The organism is Arenibacterium halophilum, assembly GCF_005938225.1.
GTDB classification, from domain to species: domain Bacteria; phylum Pseudomonadota; class Alphaproteobacteria; order Rhodobacterales; family Rhodobacteraceae; genus Arenibacterium; species Arenibacterium halophilum.
This window is the reverse complement of record NZ_VCPC01000003.1, coordinates 422,699-437,517: the sequence shown is the minus strand read 5'-3', so window position 1 is coordinate 437,517 and position 14,819 is coordinate 422,699. Positions and strand designations below refer to the sequence as shown.

The following is a 14,819-nucleotide window of genomic DNA, read 5'->3' as shown; positions in this document are numbered from 1 at the left end:
TCCAGAACGGTTGCTTCGAAACATTATAGTATTCCGGGCGGCATCGCTTGGCTATGGTTTGCCACAACGGAGGAGCAGACCACATGACAGAAGATTTCAGACCGCTCGCGGGGCTTCGCGTTGTCGAGATGACCCACATGATCATGGGCCCGTCCTGCGGTATGTTCCTTGCCTTTCTGGGCGCCGAAGTCATCAAGGTCGAACCTCCCGAGGGCGACAAAACGCGCGCGCTGACAGGCATGGGGCGCGGCTTCTATCCCACCTTCAACCGCGGCAAGAAATCCATCACCCTCGATTTGAAGACGGAAGCAGGCAAAGCCGCGTTGCACGACCTGCTGGCGACAGCCGATGTGTTTGTCGAAAACTTCCGTGACCAGAGCCTTGCCAAGATGGGGTTTGCCCCCGATGCACTGCGGGCGCGCTATCCGTCGTTGATCGTGTCGTCGCTGAAGGGGTTCCTGAAAGGCCCCTATCAGGATCGCACCGCGATGGACGAGGTGGTGCAGATGATGACCGGCATGGCCTATATGACCGGCCCCACCGGGCGGCCGCTGCGGATCGGATCTTCGGCCAATGACATCATGGGCGGGCTGTTCGGCGCCTTTGCGGTGCTGGCTGCACTGGTGCAGCGGGGCAAGGATGGCAAGGGCCATGCGCTGCGCACCGGGCTGTTTGAAAACTGCCTGTTCCTGGTGTCACAGCATATGGTGCAATTCGACATCGAAGGCCGCGAGGCCCCGCCGATGCCCGAACGCGAATTTTCCTGGCCCGTTTACGATATCTTCGAAACCTCCGAGGACCGGCAGATCTTCATCGGCGCGGTGACCGAAGGCCAGTGGGTGACCCTGTGCAACATCCTTGGGCTGACGCAACTTCTGGAAGATCCGCGCCTGCAGACGCGCATGGATCAGATAAATGCCCGCGACTGGACCGTTCCCATCGTCGCCGAAGCCGTCCGGGGCCGCAGCTTTGCCGATCTGATCGCGGTGTTCGAACAATCCGGGATCCCGTTTTCGCCGATCCACCGCCCGGCGGAAATGTATGACGACCCGCATGTGAACCGGCCCGGCGGGCTTTACACCTCGACCCTGCCCGAGGGCGATACCTATCGCGCGCCCGGCATGCCGTTCGAGGTGGACGACGGCGCCGTCGCCCCGACCGGGCTGGATATCGCGGCCCAAGGCGCCGATACGCAAGATGTCCTGACATCGCTGGGCTATGACGCCGCCCGCATTGCCGCCGCCACCGGAGAGGCCGCATGAGCCGGATCGCCGCCATCTACCCGTCTGACCGCGTGACCCTGCGCGAGGTCGGACTGCGCGACGGGCTGCAACTGGTGAAAGCGCCCCCCACCACGCAGGAAAAAATCGACTGGCTGGTCGCCGAGGTTGCCGCCGGGGTGCGCCATTTTGAGGTTGGGTCTTTCCTGCCCGCCGCGCGGTTTCCGCAATTCGCGGACATTGACGACATGATCGCTGCCGCCAGCGCGCTGAATGCCCACTCCGCGGCGCTTACGTTAAACGAGCGCGGAGCAGAGCGCGCCTTGCGGACCGAGGTGGACGAGCTGGTCTGCGTGGTCTCGGCCACCGAGGCGCACAGCCAGGCCAACATGCGCCGCAGCCGTGCTGAGGCCATCGAACTGGTGCGCCATGTCGCAACCCAACGCGACGCGCAGGCGCCCGCGAAACTGGTGAACGCCGGCATCTCGATGGCGCTGGGCTGTTCGCTGGCCGGTGACGTGGGTCATGACGAGGTGCTGAAACTGGCCGAGTCCTGCCTTGACGCGGGCGCCGACATCGTGGGGCTGGCCGACACGGTTGGCTACGCCGGGCCGCGCGCCGTGGGGGCGCTGTGCGCTCGGATGGAAAAGCTGTGCGGCAACAGGCCGTTCATCATCCACCTGCATGACACGCGCGGTATGGGGGTCGCCAATGCCGCCGCCGCGCTGGACAATGGCGCACGGGTCATCGACGCCTCGCTGGGCGGGCTGGGCGGGTGCCCCTTCGCCCCCGGCGCCACCGGCAACGTGGTGTTCGAAGACATTGTATTTCTTGCGGAAACCATGGGATACAGCACCGGGGTGGACCTGGCGGCGTTGGGCCGCGCACGCGCCATTGCAGAGGCCGCGATTCCCGACGAAACATTTCACGGCGCGCTGAAGCGCGCCGGACCACCGAATAACGCAAGCTGGGCCGCCGGCCCCGCCGTTTGAACCACCGTGTCATGGGAGGAAAAACACGATGAAACAGCTGACAACCGCCGCGCTTGGCGCGGTCTTTCTGGCCAGCACCGCCACCACCGCCTTGGCGGTTACCGAAATGCGCTGCAGCCACCAGCTGCCGCCGGCGCACCACATCGCCAAGGTTGTGGACCGCTGGGCCGCAGAGGTGGAAACCCTGTCGGAGGGCGAACTTGACGTGCAGGTCTTCGGCGCCGACAGCCTTGTGGGCGCGCGCGAGAACATCGTCGCCACCGCAAAGGGCGATATCGAATGCGCCTTCTCGCTGAACTTCCAGTGGGGCAAGACGCTGCCGATCATGAATGTGACCGTCGCGCCCTTCGCTTTTGGCGATGTGGAAATCTGGAACAAATGGCCCGAATCCGAAGCGGCGGCCTTCCTGGAAGACAAGCTGCTGGAAAAAGGCGTGAAGAACGTTGTCTGGATGTTCCAGACCAACACCTCGGTCTTTACCACCAAAGGTGAGCCGCTGGTCGCACCTTCGGATTTCGAGGGCCTGAAGTTTCGCGGCCTGACCCCGCCGTTCGATGCCGCCTTCACCGCGATGGGCGCGACCCCCACGGCGATGCCCGGGTCCGAGGTTTATCAGGCGCTGGCCACCGGCGTCATTGACGGCGCAGTTACCGATGTTGCCGCCGCCGTGAGCCGCAAATACTACGAAGTGCAGGACGCCTTTACCGTGGTTCCGGTGCTCTCGGCCTATCTGCACGGCTATCTGAACCCTGAATTTTATGACGGGCTGTCGGATAAATCCAAAGCCGCGCTGAAAGAGGCCGGGTTGAAGGCCGCCGGCTGGGCCGTCGAAGCCTCGGTCGAGGCGGGCAATGCCGGCCCCGAGCAGCTGCGCGAGAAGGGTGTGAAGGTGCATGTCGCCACGCCCGAGGAAAACGCCGCGCTGGAAGCCGTGATGCGCCCCGCCTTCGACAAGGCGTTCGGCGAAGGCGATGCCGACAGCGCCAAGCTGCTTGAGCTTCTGGGCAAGATGTAAGCGGCGATGCACAGCCAAAACGATGATACGGGGGCGGCATCTGCCCCCGTTTTCCCCGATGCCGTCGTGATCGGCCTGACACGGGTGTGCGGGGCGCTGAGCGCGCTGCTGATTCTCGTTGTGCTGGTCCAGATCACCACCGCTGTGGTGCGCCGCTATGTGCTGGACGCGCCGCTGCAATGGAACGATGAAATGCTGGGCTATCTGCTGGTGGCGATGGTCATGCTGGGTGCGGCCGAGGCGCTGCGGCGTGGCGATCACATCGCGATTGACCTGATTGTATCCCGGCTCGGTCCGCGCGGGCGGCGTATTCAGGCGGCATTTGCAAACCTGTGCGTGATGGGGTTCGCGCTGGTCGTCGGCCTGTCGATCTGGGACTCGATCGAATTTGCCCGGGCCTTCGGGTCGTATTCCATCGGCTATATCGAAATCCAGACATGGATACCGCAGGTGCCCGTAGCCATCGGATCGGCGCTGCTGTTCCTGACCGCCGCGCTGGGCCTGTATCGCACCATCCGGAGGCTGCCCGAATGATGCTGTTTGCCGTTTTCGCCGGGCTGATCCTGCTGCTGCTGACCGGCATCCCGATTTTTGCCGCGCTGGGGCTGACCGCCAGCACCATCCTTCTGCTGGTCGAGGGGGACATCGACGGGCTGGGCGATGCCGTCTATGCCCATCTGAACAAACCGATCCTTGCGACGATCCCGCTGTTCGTCTTCATGGCGCAAGTAATGATCCGCGCAAAGGTCATCGACGATCTGTATACCTTTGCGCACACCGTGATCGGCCATATCCGGGGCGGTCTGGGCGTGGCCACGGTGCTGGCCTGCACGATCTTTGCCGCGATTTCAGGGTCTTCCGTCGCCACCGCGCTGTCGATCGGGTCCAGCGCCATCCCCCAGATGAAGCGGTTCGGCTATCCCGAGCGGGACGCGCTGGGCGTGGTGGCCGCAGGCGGGACGCTGGGCATTCTCATCCCGCCATCGGGCCCGATGATCCTCTATGCCATCGTGTCCGAAGCTTCGATCGGCGCGCTGTTCCTTGCGGGGATCGTGCCGGGGCTGCTGCTTGCGCTGATGTTTTCCGTCTGGTGCATGATCCAGGCGCGCGCGCGCCAGGGCATCGACGCGCCCGAATGGGCCGGATGGGCCCGTGCCACGCAGGCATTGCGTCGTTCGATCTGGGCGCTGCTGGCGCCCCCGGTCGTGATGGGCGGCATCTATTTCGGCGTCTTCACCGCGTCAGAGGCTGCCGCCGCCGGGTCGTTATACGCGCTGATCGTCGCGGTTCTGGTCTATCGCAACTTCGGCTTTGGCGATCTGTGGCATTGCGCGGTGCAGACCATGCGCACCTCGATGATGGTGTTCATGATCATCGCCGGCGCGGCGATGTTCGGCCACGCCATCACCCTGATCCGCCTGCCCGTCGGCGTCACCGAGGCGGTGGCGGGGCTGGGACTTGGGCCCATCGGGTTCCTGTTGATGGTGATGGCGCTGATCTTCGTGCTGGGGATGTTCCTTGAATCCATTGCCATCATCCTGATCACGACGCCGATCCTGCTGCCCACGATGATGGCCCTTGGGATCGACCCGATCTGGTATGGCGTGTTGCTGATGATCAACCTGGAGCTGGCGATGATCACGCCTCCGGTTGGCATGAACCTGTTCGTTATCAAGGGCATAACCGATGCCCCGCTGTCGGCGATCGTGCGCGGCGCGGCGCCGTTCGTCGTTATCATGATCGCCGGGCTGGCGCTGCTGATCGCAGTGCCGGGGCTGGCAACCTGGCTGCCCGTCGCCGCCGGATTCGGCCGCTAGACGCGTTCGGGAGGGCTCTTCCAGCCCTCCCGCTTGCCCGAGCCTGCACCCGCGCAGTTGCGGATAAGACGCGCAGAGCGTGAAAAAATTCACATCTCGCTACAGCTTGGCCATATTTCCGCCTTATGATTCAGTAATTTCTGGATTTGATACAGTTGCCGCAGAAGCAGCGTATTTATTTCGGGCAAGCCCAAGAATATCGGGGATGGCACTCAACATGACGGCAAAGGATCCGAAAGAGATCTCTCGGATGTTCATCTGGTTCGCAGTGATTGCGACCGTTGTCTGCCTGTCGATCATGGCCGCAGCAATCAAGCGCGACCACATGTTCTTTACCCAGAACCAGCGCGCCAACGTCACCCGAGAGCTGAACCTGATCGCCCGGACCCTGGACGAAAAACTGTTCAGCATCGAACTGGTCTCGCACAGGATCGCGGCCACCGCCTCTGCCGAGCCCGACGAGACCTCGCGCCGCGCGGTGGACCAGATCGCCGGCCGCCTGCGCCAGCAATATCCCGACATCATCTCGATCGCGATTGCGCCCGATCTGAAGGTGAACCACGTCCATCCGCTAAAGGGCAACGAGGCCGTTCTGGGCATCGAATATTGGAACCTGCCCGACCAGTTCGTCGGGATCGCGCGGGCGTACCGCGAACGCTCGCCCGTTTTCCTGGGTCCGATCAACCTTGTACAGGGCGGGCGCGGGTTCATCGTGCGCTATCCGGTATTCGTGCCCAATGGCGGTGGCAAAACAGGCGATCGGTTCTGGGGTGTCATTTCCGTGGTCATCGAAGAGTCCGGCCTGTTCAGCGGGGCCGACCCGCAGGCCGCACCGCTGACTATCGGCCTGCGTGAAATGGACGGACGTGGCGGCGAACGCGGCTACCTTGCCGGAAATGCAGCTCTGTTCAACGCCGATCCGGTGGTGCTGCCGCTGTCGGCGGTGGGCGACAACTGGCAGATCGGCGCATTGCCGACCGGCGGCTGGCGCGCGCAATCGCCCAATCTGATTATTCTGCTCACAGGCGGGCTGTTTGTGACCGGCCTGTTGCTGACGGCGCTGATGCTGATCCGCCGGTCGACCATGCAACAGGCCGCCTCGCACAACATTCTGATGCATGCCATCGACGCGCTCGACGAAGGGTTCATCCTTTACGACAGCAACGATCGTGTCGTGATGTATAACGAGAAATTCCTGACCTACTGGAACCGCTCAGAGGATGAAATCCGCGTGGGCACCAAGTTTGAAACGCTGCTGCGCCTAGGCGTCCGGGATGGTGAATTCGAAGATGCGATCGGCCGCGAAGAGGAGTGGATCGCCGAGCGCCTTGCCGCACGCGACGCTGGGCAGACGACGTTGCAACGCATGTCCGACGGCCGGTGGCTGAAAAGCTCGGACGCGCGCACACCCGATGGCTACAGCGTCGGCATCCGGTCGGACGTGACGCATCAGAAGAATGCCCAACTGGCCGCCGAGAAGGCGAACCAGACCAAAAGCGAATTCCTGTCGAATGTCACCCACGATCTGCGCACCCCGCTGACCGTCATCATGGGCTATGCCGCCTTCCTGTCGAACGAAAGCGAACAGGCGCCACTGCAAAAGCTGGCCTCGATCCTGAAAAGCGACGAGGTCGATCTGACCAAGGCGCGCAGCCTTGCCCAGATGGCGGCGCAGCATGTCGTGAAGCTTGGCAACAAAATCGACAATTCCGCCAGCCACATGCTGGCCATGGTCAACGATCTGCTTGATCTGACCCGTATCGAAAGCGGCAACCTGACACTGAACATCGAATCGCACCCCGCCCGCGACATCGCCCGCGAAACCGTGGACGAGCTGCGCCCGCTGGCGCGCAAGAAGGGCCTTGATTTGGTGTGTCATGGAAATGCCGGGCATGTCCTGGCCGATCAGTCGCGCATCAAGCAGGTGCTGTATAATCTGGTCGGCAACGCGGTGAAATTCACTGACACCGGCGGCGTGCTGGTCAAGGTCGAGGATCGCGACGGCTTCACCGTCTTCACGGTCGAAGATACCGGCTGCGGCATCCCGCCCGAGCAGGTCGATCGCGTGTTCGAACGGTTCGAGCAGGTGCAGGGCCCGCAGGGGCGCGCGCACAAGGGCTTCGGCCTTGGCCTGTCGATCGCCCGCAAGATCGTCAACCTGCACGGTGGCACGATCCACGCGACCAGCGAGTTGGGCAAGGGCAGCCAGTTCATCTTTACCCTGCCCCACGCCGAGGCGCCAAAGGTTACCAAACCCGCACCGGTGCAGCAGTCCCTCGCGGCCTGATCCCGCCCTTAGCGGGTGAAATCCATCGGCAGGCTGAAGGTATAATTTTGGTCGGTCAGCCCTTGCGGCGCGCGCGGCAAACGCCCTGACCGGGACACCGCCTGCATCGCGGCCTGATCGAAAGCCGCTGTTCCGGAAGACCGTGCGATCGAGGCGCCCGCGACGCGGCCATCGGGCGTGACGGTGATCCGCACCACCACCCGCCCGCTGCCGCGTACATTGCGCGGGAACCGTTTCTGGCGTTCGATCCGGCTGCGGATCTGTCCGCCCCAGACGGTGATCGCCCGCGTGATCTGAGAGTTGCTCATCGTTTTCACGCTGCTCGCGCCCGAGGTGCCAGCCTGCGTACTGCCACCTGTTCCTGCGGCGGTTTGGCCTTGGGACGCCGTCGAGGGGGCCGAGCGTTCGCGCGCGACACGGGGCGCGGGGTCCGGCGCTGGCTCGGGGCGGTCCGGCAGGTCGATGTTTTCGGGCACCTGCGGCGGCGGACGGCGCGAAACCTTGGGCCGACCCTCGGCATCCAATTGCGTCACCGGCTCGGGCATCGGTTCCGGTTCAGGTTGCGGCTCGGGTTCTGGTTCTGGTTCTGGCTCTGGTTCGGGCGGTGGCGGCACGCTCAGGTCGATCTGGGCGGGCACATCGGCCTGATCGGTCAGCCCCGGCAGGACAACAGCCGCCGACTGGTTCACCGCCAAATCCGGCGCGGCCATGCGCGGCGGCGGAGCCTCTTGCGGCACCTCGGGCGGCGGCGGCGTATCGACCGGAGCGGTCGCGGTCTCTGGCGGGCGCTCCCACTCGGCGACCATCGCCTCGACACTGGCCGAAGACGCCATGACCGACACCATCGAATCGCCCGCCTGACCGCCTGCATCGGCCCCGTCGGACCGGTCGATCCGCGCCAACACCGCAAGGTGCAGCGCGACGGCCAGGCCAAAGAACGCGCCGGTTTCAACGATCCGCTTCATTCCGGTGCCACCACAAGTGCGATGGCGGGCAGGCCCTGCGCCGACAGATCGCGCATCAGCCGCGCAACGGCAGCGGCATCCGCGCCCGCATCGGCGCGCAGTTGCGCCTCTCCCTCATTGCCCCTCGCTGCCTCGGCAAAGGCGGCAACGGCCGCCTCGGCGCGGGCATCCTGGAACCCCAGCGTGCCATCGGCGCCCATGTAGAGCACCGGCGCAGCCTCCACCGCGGTGCCATCGCGCGACACCGGCGGGCTGGCCGGAATCGGCTCGGGCGGGGTCAGCTGAGATGTCATCAGAAAGAAGATCAGCAGCAAAAACACCACGTTGATCATCGGCACGATGGATTCGCCCTGCGCGCGGCGCGGCGGAATGTCGAAACCGGGGGTCATTCGATCAGCACCACGCGGGCAAACCCGGCCTGCCGCAGCGCATCGGCCACGGCGACCACCCGTTGCAGCGTCGCGCCATCTGCCGGGCGCAGCACGATGATGTCACCGGGCGCCTGCGTCAGCTGTGCCAGCCGCGCGGCCAGCGCGTCAATCGCCACCGGCTGGCCGTTCAGCGCCAGCGTCTCGGGCGCGACCGACACAAGGCGCGGGGGCCCGTCATAGGCCGTGCCCCCGCCCGAGGCCAGCGGCAGGCGCAGCGCCGCGTCCAGCCCAAAGCGCGAGGCCAGCATGAAGAACACCAGCAAAAGGAACACCACGTCGATCATGGGCGTCAGGCTGGGGCGGCGGCGCGCCCGGCGCGGAGCGTTGTCCAACAGCATGTCTGGCGCTCACTCGGCGGCCAGGCTGCGTACGTCGTCCTGTTCCGGCAGCGCGGTGTCGCGGCCCTGCGCGGCCACGAAGATGCGCGCCGCCAAATCCTGCATGTCACCGCGCACCCGGTCGATCACAGAGTCGGCCCATGTCAGCCCGATCGACGCCGGGATCGCCACCGCCATGCCTGCGGCGGTGGTCAGCAGCGCCTCCCAGATGCCGCCGGCCAGCAGGGCCGGATCGGCGCGGTTGCCCGCCTCTTGCAGCGCTTGGAATGCCGCGATCATGCCCAGCACGGTGCCCAGCAGGCCCAGCAGCGGCGCGATGGTCGCGATCAGTTCAAGCGCGCGCAACCCGCCGCCCTGGCTTGCCAGAAGGCGGCTGGCGACACGGGCGGTTTCCTCGCGCGCGGCGGGTTCGGGCAGGGTCAGCCGCGCGCGCATGGCGGCCGCCGTCATGCGGCTGCGCAACCCCTTGCGGGACGACACCATCGCCAGCGCGGCCTCGTGCCGGCCCGCTTCCCATTCATCGACCGCGCGCGCCGAGGCGCGGCGCGACCACGCGCCCGCCAGAACGAAGCGCCATATCTTCCACAGGATCAGCGCAACCGTGATGACCGACAGCGCCGCAATCGCCCAGATGCTAGGGCCGCCATCGGCCAGGAACCCCTGCGCCCGTGTTACCGCTGCCTGCGCGGTCTGGGCCGGGGTGGCAGGTTCAACGGTGACGGGCTCGGCCGCTGGTTCGGCCACGGCCGCGGGCGCGGCTTCGGCCTCTGCCGGGGCGCTGGCCAAAGGCTCGGCCACGCCCAGACCCGCCGCATCCGCCGGGCGCGACGTGGCAGGCGCCTCTGGTGCCGCACTCACCGTGGGCGCTTCGGGAACCGCAGGGGCCGAAGGTGCCGATTGCGCCGACGCCACGCTATGCCAGGTCAGAACAAGTGCCATCGCACAGGCAATCCGTGTCGTTTTGGTCGTTGCGGTCATGTCATTGTCTCCTGCTGCCTGGCGGGGCCTGCGCCCCGGCTGGGTGCCGGTGGTTAGAATTTCAGTGATGCGATCAGGGCGATGGTGCGCCCGCTTTCATTCAGCGCCACGATACGGGTCGGGTTGCCGATCCCGTCCGATCCGCGCGCGGCATAGGTTTCGTCGAACAGGTTGCGCACGTCCAACCGAACCTCGACGTTTTCGTTCTGGCGCGGCGTGAAGGCGGCATAGAGGTTCACCACCTCGTAACCGGGCAGCGCGGTCATGCCGCCCACCCCGGCGGTGTCATTGTTGGTCAGCGCAATTTCCGCCGTGCCGCCGACCCGCCATTGCGGTGAAACCTCATACGCGCCTTCCAGGCCGATCATCTTGCCCACCGGACGGCCCGCGTAATAGGCGGTGGACCCGATGGCCACGTTGGACAGTTCGACATCCGCATAGGTCAGGTTCATCCGCACGAACCCACGATCGCCGTAATACCCGACCGAGCCGTCAAAGCCCCGCGTTGTCAGATCCGACAAGGTGCGGGCGGCGGTCAGCACGTCGTTCACGTCGCGCACCTTGGTGTAGAACAGCGCGCCGGTCACGGCCCAGGGCCCCTGATCCCAGCGCAGGCCGATCCGCGCGCTGGTCGAGGTCGAGGCCTTGGGCGTGCCATAGGTCCAGGCGCCGCCCAGGTTGATCAGTGACGCCTCGGACAGTTCGTATCCGCCCCAGCTGTAGGCCGCGCCGATGTTCATCGTCAGGCTGGACGACAGGATCACGTCGGCCTGCGCGTTCACGCTGACACCGGTGTCGGAAAACGTCTGCCCGTCGGCCAGTGTCAGCCGCTGGCTGTCAACCCGCGCGCCATAGGACAGCGACACGCGGCTGTTCAGATCCTGCCGCATCTGGGCGTACAGCCCGAGGTTCGACAGCTTTTCTTCGGGCGAGCCGGTGTTCAGCGCGCCTTCGCCCGTCGCGGTGTCATGAAAGAAATCTACCCCGGCGGTCAGCGTGCCCATGCCCAGCTGGAATTCGTTCTCGACCTTGCCGCTGAGGCTGTCGTTGGTGCCCACGGCGCCGCCGGCCTCGATATACTGTTCGTTCCAGGTCAGCTGGACATCGGGGGAAAACCCGCCGTCATCGGCCTCGTCCGTGTAGTTGAAGGTGAACGACCGCCGCCGCGACAGCGCCTCGCGGTAGACGCTGGGCCGCCCGACCACGCCGGCGAAGTCCGGACGCGCAAAGAACAACCCGCCGGGGCCCGCCTGCATCGCGCGGCGGCCGGTGTCCTTCACCTGTTCGGCGCTGAATTCGAACCGCTTGCCGGTGTCGGTGGTATAGGCGAATTTCCCCGACACCGCGGTGACATCGGCCTCAGTCCCCTGCACGACATTGCCGTCGCCGTCCTTGTAGTCGTTGCCGCTGGTCTTGGTGCCACTCAGCAGCCATTCATAACCGCCCACGCCCCCGAACAGCGTCAGACCACGGCGAAAATCGTTGCCGTTGCTGCCATAGCTTGTCGTCGCCAGCCCGCCAAAGGTATCGCCCGGCTCCAGCAGGTCACGGGCATCTTTGGTCTCGTAAGCGATGGTGCCGGCCAGCGCGCCGGGGCCGGCATCGGCGGGCGCAATCCCCGACGATACCTCGACCCGCTTCAGCAGCGCAGGGTCGATCAGCACGTTGCCGGTGTGGTGAAAGGCCGATTTGTTCTGCCGCGCGCCGTCGATGGTGACGGCCAGCAGGCTTTCCTCGATCCCGTGAACCAGCACCTTCTGCGCGATGGCCGCGCCACCGCTGACCGTGATTTCAGATTCCCCGGCAAACACATCCGCCACGGTCGAGGGGTTGCGCGCCTCGATCTCTTCCTGGCTGACTTCTGTGTTGCCCAGCGCCTCTTGCGCCTGCTCGGCCTCGACCCGGATCGGATCCAGCTCGATCGTTTGCGCCATGGCCGTGGTGGCCGCGAAGGTTGCGGCCCACGCCATCAGACATGCCGTGGAAGAAAGTTTCATATGTCCCGTGTCCCGTTATTTCTCAGGTTTTTCGCTGGCGGGGCCGGGTCGGGCGTGCTTGCGTTTCTTGCCACCTACTTAAGGCGACTAAAATAGTCAAGAAAGCCGCCGCAGATTATACGACAACCACGGGGCGACCGTTGACGCGGATGATGTCTGCATCACTTGAGAAAACATCGCGCATCAGCTGCGGCGTCAGGACCCCATCAGGCGCGCCATCGGCCGCGATGCGCCCGTTCGCCATCGCCACGATCCGGTCGGCATAGGCGGCGGCATAGTTGATGTCATGCAGAACGATCAGGATGCTCTTGCCCTCGGCATCCGCCATATCACGCAGCAGGCGCATCAACCCGCGCGCAGCGGAAATATCAAGGTTGTTCAACGGCTCGTCCAGCAACAGGTAATCGGTGCCCTGCGCGTGGGCCATCGCCGCCAGCGCCGATTGCCGCTGCCCGCCCGAGATTTGATCCAGGAACCGATCGGCCAATTGGGTTAGACCGAATTTCGCAAGCGATTCGGCAACCTGCGCGCGGTCCTCATAACCGGGGCGGCCCCGGTTCCACGGATAGCGGCCCATCGCCACCAATTCACCCACCCGCAAGCGGGCCGAAACATTGGCCTGTTGCGGCATGATCGCCAGCCGCTGCGCCAGATCGCGGTCGGAACTGGCGCCGACGGTCAGATCGTCCACCGTGATCTGCCCCTGCTGGATGCGGGTCAGCCGCGCGATCAGCGACAGCAGCGTCGATTTCCCCGCACCGTTCGGCCCGATCAGCGCGGTGATGCCGCCGCGTGGCAGATCAAGTGTGATGTCATGCAGGATGGGCCGCCCGTCGATGACGTGAGAAAGGTTGCGAATGGAAATCATGCGGCACGCCTTTTCAGCAGAAGCGTCAGAAACAGCAGCCCACCCAGCAGCTCGATCACCACAGGAAGCGGCGTCGCAAGATGCAGCACCCGTTCCATGATGGTCTGCCCGCCAATCAGGATGCAGCCGCCGATCAGCGCGGCCGAGGGCATAAGGATCGCGTGGCGCGGGCTGGGCGTGGCGATATGGGCCAGCGCGGCCACCACCAGCCCGAAAAAGTTGGACGGCCCCGACGACCCGGCCACCAAAGGCCCGGCGAGTGAGGTCGCAACCGCGATCAGCACGCAGATCAGCACCAGCGCCTGCATCTGAACCCGGCGCGGCGGCTCTCCCAATCCGGTGGCGGCCGTGGGGCCCAGCGCCAGCACATCCAGCTTGAACCGCAGCCGCCACGCCAGCGCCAGCGCCGGAACCGCGACCAGCGCGCCAATGCCCAGCATAAGCGGATCGACATAGGTGAAGCGCGCAAAGCTGCCCGCCTGCACCAGCTGGAATTCGGCCGGGTCGATCATGCGTTGCAGAAAGCCCGTGAACGACCGGATCGCGATGCCGATGACGATGCCGGTCAGCACCAGTTTCAGCATCTCGCCCGAGCCGAGCCGCAGCAGCAGCGCGAACAGCCCCAGCCCAAGCGCCGTCATCACCACAAGGTTGATGACAAACATGGCCGGAGTCGCCACCAGCCCCGCCGCCTGCGCGCCCAGCCCATGCACAAAGACCGTCAGCACCAGCACATAAAGCGCATCAAACCCAAGGACCGAAGGCGTCAGGATGCGGTTGGCCGTAACGGTCTGGAACATCACCGTTGCCGTGGCGATGCAGGCCCCGACCAGCATCAGTGCCCCCAGCTTGGCGCCCCGGAACGGCAGCAGGAAGGCCCACGGCCCCTCGGCCCCCAAGAACAGGAACCCCGCCGCCGACAGGATCAGCAGCGCCAGCAGAGCAAGCAGCCGGCTAGACACGCGCCCGCCCCCGGTACAGCAGCAGAAGGAACGGCATGCTGCCCAAAATGCCGGTGATTGCAGCGACCGGAATCTCGAACGGCTGGCGGATGACGCGGGCGGCGATGTCGGCGGCCAGCACCAGCGCCGCCCCGGTCAGCGCCGTCAGCGGCAGCGCGGCGCGCAGGTTGTCGCCCGTGTGGCGCGCGACAAGGTTGGGCACCACAAGACCCACGAAGGGGATCGCCCCCAGCGTGACCACCACCAGCGCCGTCGACAGGGAAATCGCGGCCAGCCCGGCGGCGGTGACCACCGTCACGTTCAGCCCCAGCCCCCGCGCCGCCGCATCGCCCAGCGCCAGAAGCGTCACGCGGTCGGCAATCACCCATGTGGCGGCGGCGGTGGCGCCCGCCAGCCACAGCAGCTCGTACCGGCCTTTCAGCACGCCCGACAGCTCTCCGGTCAGCCAGACCTCGACATATTGCAGCAGGTCGCCCTGATAGGCGACGAAGGTGACCGCCGCACCGATCATGCCGCCGTAGACCAGCGCGACCAGCGGCACCAGTAAAGGCTGGGTCGGCGGCAAAGGCCGGATCAGCGCCATCAGACCGGCGCTGCCCGCCAGCGCGGCCCCGGCAGCCAACCCCATCTTGGCCCAGATCGGCTCGCCCGGCAGCAGGATCGTGGCCAGCAGCACACCCAGCGCGGCGCTTTGCCCGGCGCCTGCCGTCATCGGTTCAACGAAACGGTTGCGCGCCAGCATCTGCATGATCTGCCCCGACACGGCCAGCGCGCAGCCTGCCAAAAGCGCGGCAAGCGTGCGCGGCACCCGGCTGATCAGAAGCAGCCGCGTGGCCTCAGGGTCAGTGAAGACAGCGCGCGGCGTCAGGTTTGACACGCCCGTGAACAGCGAGAGGGCAGCCAGCGCCATCAGAAGCGCGGTAAGCAGGGGAACGGGGCGCACGGCGGA

Annotated in this window: 14 protein-coding genes; 6 read left to right on the top strand and 8 right to left on the bottom strand. The window is 65.6% G+C overall.

Annotated elements, in window-relative coordinates; genetic code table 11:
* Positions 1-83: 83 nt before the first annotated feature.
* From FGK64_RS15305 to FGK64_RS15280, 6 genes are all read left to right on the top strand, one after another.
* Positions 84-1,262, top strand: a complete 1,179-nt coding sequence (locus tag FGK64_RS15305; protein ID WP_138864701.1) for a CaiB/BaiF CoA transferase family protein — start codon at positions 84-86, stop codon at positions 1,260-1,262.
* A complete protein-coding gene (locus FGK64_RS15300) occupies positions 1,259-2,212 on the top strand; it encodes a hydroxymethylglutaryl-CoA lyase (protein WP_138864700.1) in 954 nt (317 codons plus the stop codon). Before FGK64_RS15305 ends, FGK64_RS15300 begins: the two co-directional genes overlap by 4 nt.
* Positions 2,213-2,240: 28 nt before the next feature.
* Positions 2,241-3,227 (top strand): TRAP transporter substrate-binding protein DctP, encoded by a 987-nt coding sequence (gene dctP, locus FGK64_RS15295; protein WP_138864699.1) that lies wholly within the window; start codon positions 2,241-2,243, stop codon positions 3,225-3,227.
* Positions 3,228-3,233: 6 nt separating this feature from the next.
* Complete coding sequence (locus FGK64_RS15290; RefSeq protein WP_138864698.1) at positions 3,234-3,761, top strand: TRAP transporter small permease; 528 nt, start codon at positions 3,234-3,236, stop codon at positions 3,759-3,761.
* Positions 3,758-5,044, top strand: a complete 1,287-nt coding sequence (locus FGK64_RS15285) for a TRAP transporter large permease (RefSeq protein ID WP_138864697.1) — start codon at positions 3,758-3,760, stop codon at positions 5,042-5,044. The genes FGK64_RS15290 and FGK64_RS15285 overlap by 4 nt, the downstream gene beginning before the upstream one ends.
* Before the next feature lie 205 nt (positions 5,045-5,249).
* Complete coding sequence (locus tag FGK64_RS15280; RefSeq protein WP_138864696.1) at positions 5,250-7,331, top strand: ATP-binding protein; 2,082 nt, start codon at positions 5,250-5,252, stop codon at positions 7,329-7,331.
* 8 nt (positions 7,332-7,339) lie between these two features.
* On the opposite strand, the gene FGK64_RS22195 is transcribed toward FGK64_RS15280, so the two are convergent.
* The 8 genes from FGK64_RS22195 to FGK64_RS15235 form a co-directional block, all read right to left on the bottom strand.
* Positions 7,340-8,296 (bottom strand): energy transducer TonB, encoded by a 957-nt coding sequence (locus tag FGK64_RS22195; protein ID WP_171054099.1) that lies wholly within the window; start codon positions 8,294-8,296, stop codon positions 7,340-7,342.
* Positions 8,293-8,685, bottom strand: a complete 393-nt coding sequence (locus tag FGK64_RS15265) for a biopolymer transporter ExbD (RefSeq protein ID WP_138864694.1) — start codon at positions 8,683-8,685, stop codon at positions 8,293-8,295. The genes FGK64_RS22195 and FGK64_RS15265 overlap by 4 nt, the downstream gene beginning before the upstream one ends.
* Positions 8,682-9,065, bottom strand: a complete 384-nt coding sequence (locus tag FGK64_RS15260) for an ExbD/TolR family protein (RefSeq protein ID WP_138864693.1) — start codon at positions 9,063-9,065, stop codon at positions 8,682-8,684. Before FGK64_RS15260 ends, FGK64_RS15265 begins: the two co-directional genes overlap by 4 nt.
* 9 nt (positions 9,066-9,074) lie before the next feature.
* On the bottom strand, positions 9,075-10,043 hold the full coding sequence (locus FGK64_RS15255) for a MotA/TolQ/ExbB proton channel family protein (RefSeq protein WP_138864692.1): 969 nt from the start codon (positions 10,041-10,043) through the stop codon (positions 9,075-9,077).
* Positions 10,044-10,096: 53 nt separating this feature from the next.
* Complete coding sequence (locus FGK64_RS15250; protein WP_138864691.1) at positions 10,097-12,040, bottom strand: TonB-dependent receptor domain-containing protein; 1,944 nt, start codon at positions 12,038-12,040, stop codon at positions 10,097-10,099.
* A 115-nt stretch (positions 12,041-12,155) separates the two neighbouring features.
* Positions 12,156-12,908: an iron ABC transporter ATP-binding protein gene (locus tag FGK64_RS15245; protein WP_138864690.1), complete on the bottom strand. Its 753-nt coding sequence runs from the start codon at positions 12,906-12,908 to the stop codon at positions 12,156-12,158.
* Complete coding sequence (locus FGK64_RS15240) at positions 12,905-13,870, bottom strand: iron chelate uptake ABC transporter family permease subunit (RefSeq protein WP_138864689.1); 966 nt, start codon at positions 13,868-13,870, stop codon at positions 12,905-12,907. The genes FGK64_RS15245 and FGK64_RS15240 overlap by 4 nt, the downstream gene beginning before the upstream one ends.
* Positions 13,863-14,780, bottom strand: coding sequence for an ABC transporter permease (locus tag FGK64_RS15235; protein ID WP_138865017.1), 918 nt, complete (start codon positions 14,778-14,780; stop codon positions 13,863-13,865). The genes FGK64_RS15240 and FGK64_RS15235 overlap by 8 nt, the downstream gene beginning before the upstream one ends.
* Positions 14,781-14,819 lie beyond the last annotated feature (39 nt).

Excerpts from the sequence above, each read along its gene's own strand:
- FGK64_RS15300 (WP_138864700.1), top strand. The coding sequence starts at position 1,259 with ATGAGCCGGATCGCCGCCATCTACCCGTCTGACCGCGTGACCCTGCGC.
- FGK64_RS15255 (WP_138864692.1), bottom strand. The coding sequence starts at position 10,043 with ATGACCGCAACGACCAAAACGACACGGATTGCCTGTGCGATGGCACTT.
- FGK64_RS15265 (WP_138864694.1), bottom strand. The coding sequence starts at position 8,685 with ATGACCCCCGGTTTCGACATTCCGCCGCGCCGCGCGCAGGGCGAATCC.
- dctP (WP_138864699.1), top strand. The coding sequence starts at position 2,241 with ATGAAACAGCTGACAACCGCCGCGCTTGGCGCGGTCTTTCTGGCCAGC.
- FGK64_RS15280 (WP_138864696.1), top strand. The coding sequence starts at position 5,250 with ATGGCACTCAACATGACGGCAAAGGATCCGAAAGAGATCTCTCGGATG.
- FGK64_RS15250 (WP_138864691.1), bottom strand. The coding sequence starts at position 12,040 with ATGAAACTTTCTTCCACGGCATGTCTGATGGCGTGGGCCGCAACCTTC.
- FGK64_RS15235 (WP_138865017.1), bottom strand. The coding sequence starts at position 14,780 with ATGGCGCTGGCTGCCCTCTCGCTGTTCACGGGCGTGTCAAACCTGACG.
- FGK64_RS15245 (WP_138864690.1), bottom strand. The coding sequence starts at position 12,908 with ATGATTTCCATTCGCAACCTTTCTCACGTCATCGACGGGCGGCCCATC.
- FGK64_RS15260 (WP_138864693.1), bottom strand. The coding sequence starts at position 9,065 with ATGCTGTTGGACAACGCTCCGCGCCGGGCGCGCCGCCGCCCCAGCCTG.
- FGK64_RS15305 (WP_138864701.1), top strand. The coding sequence starts at position 84 with ATGACAGAAGATTTCAGACCGCTCGCGGGGCTTCGCGTTGTCGAGATG.
- FGK64_RS22195 (WP_171054099.1), bottom strand. The coding sequence starts at position 8,296 with ATGAAGCGGATCGTTGAAACCGGCGCGTTCTTTGGCCTGGCCGTCGCG.
- FGK64_RS15285 (WP_138864697.1), top strand. The coding sequence starts at position 3,758 with ATGATGCTGTTTGCCGTTTTCGCCGGGCTGATCCTGCTGCTGCTGACC.
- FGK64_RS15290 (WP_138864698.1), top strand. The coding sequence starts at position 3,234 with ATGCACAGCCAAAACGATGATACGGGGGCGGCATCTGCCCCCGTTTTC.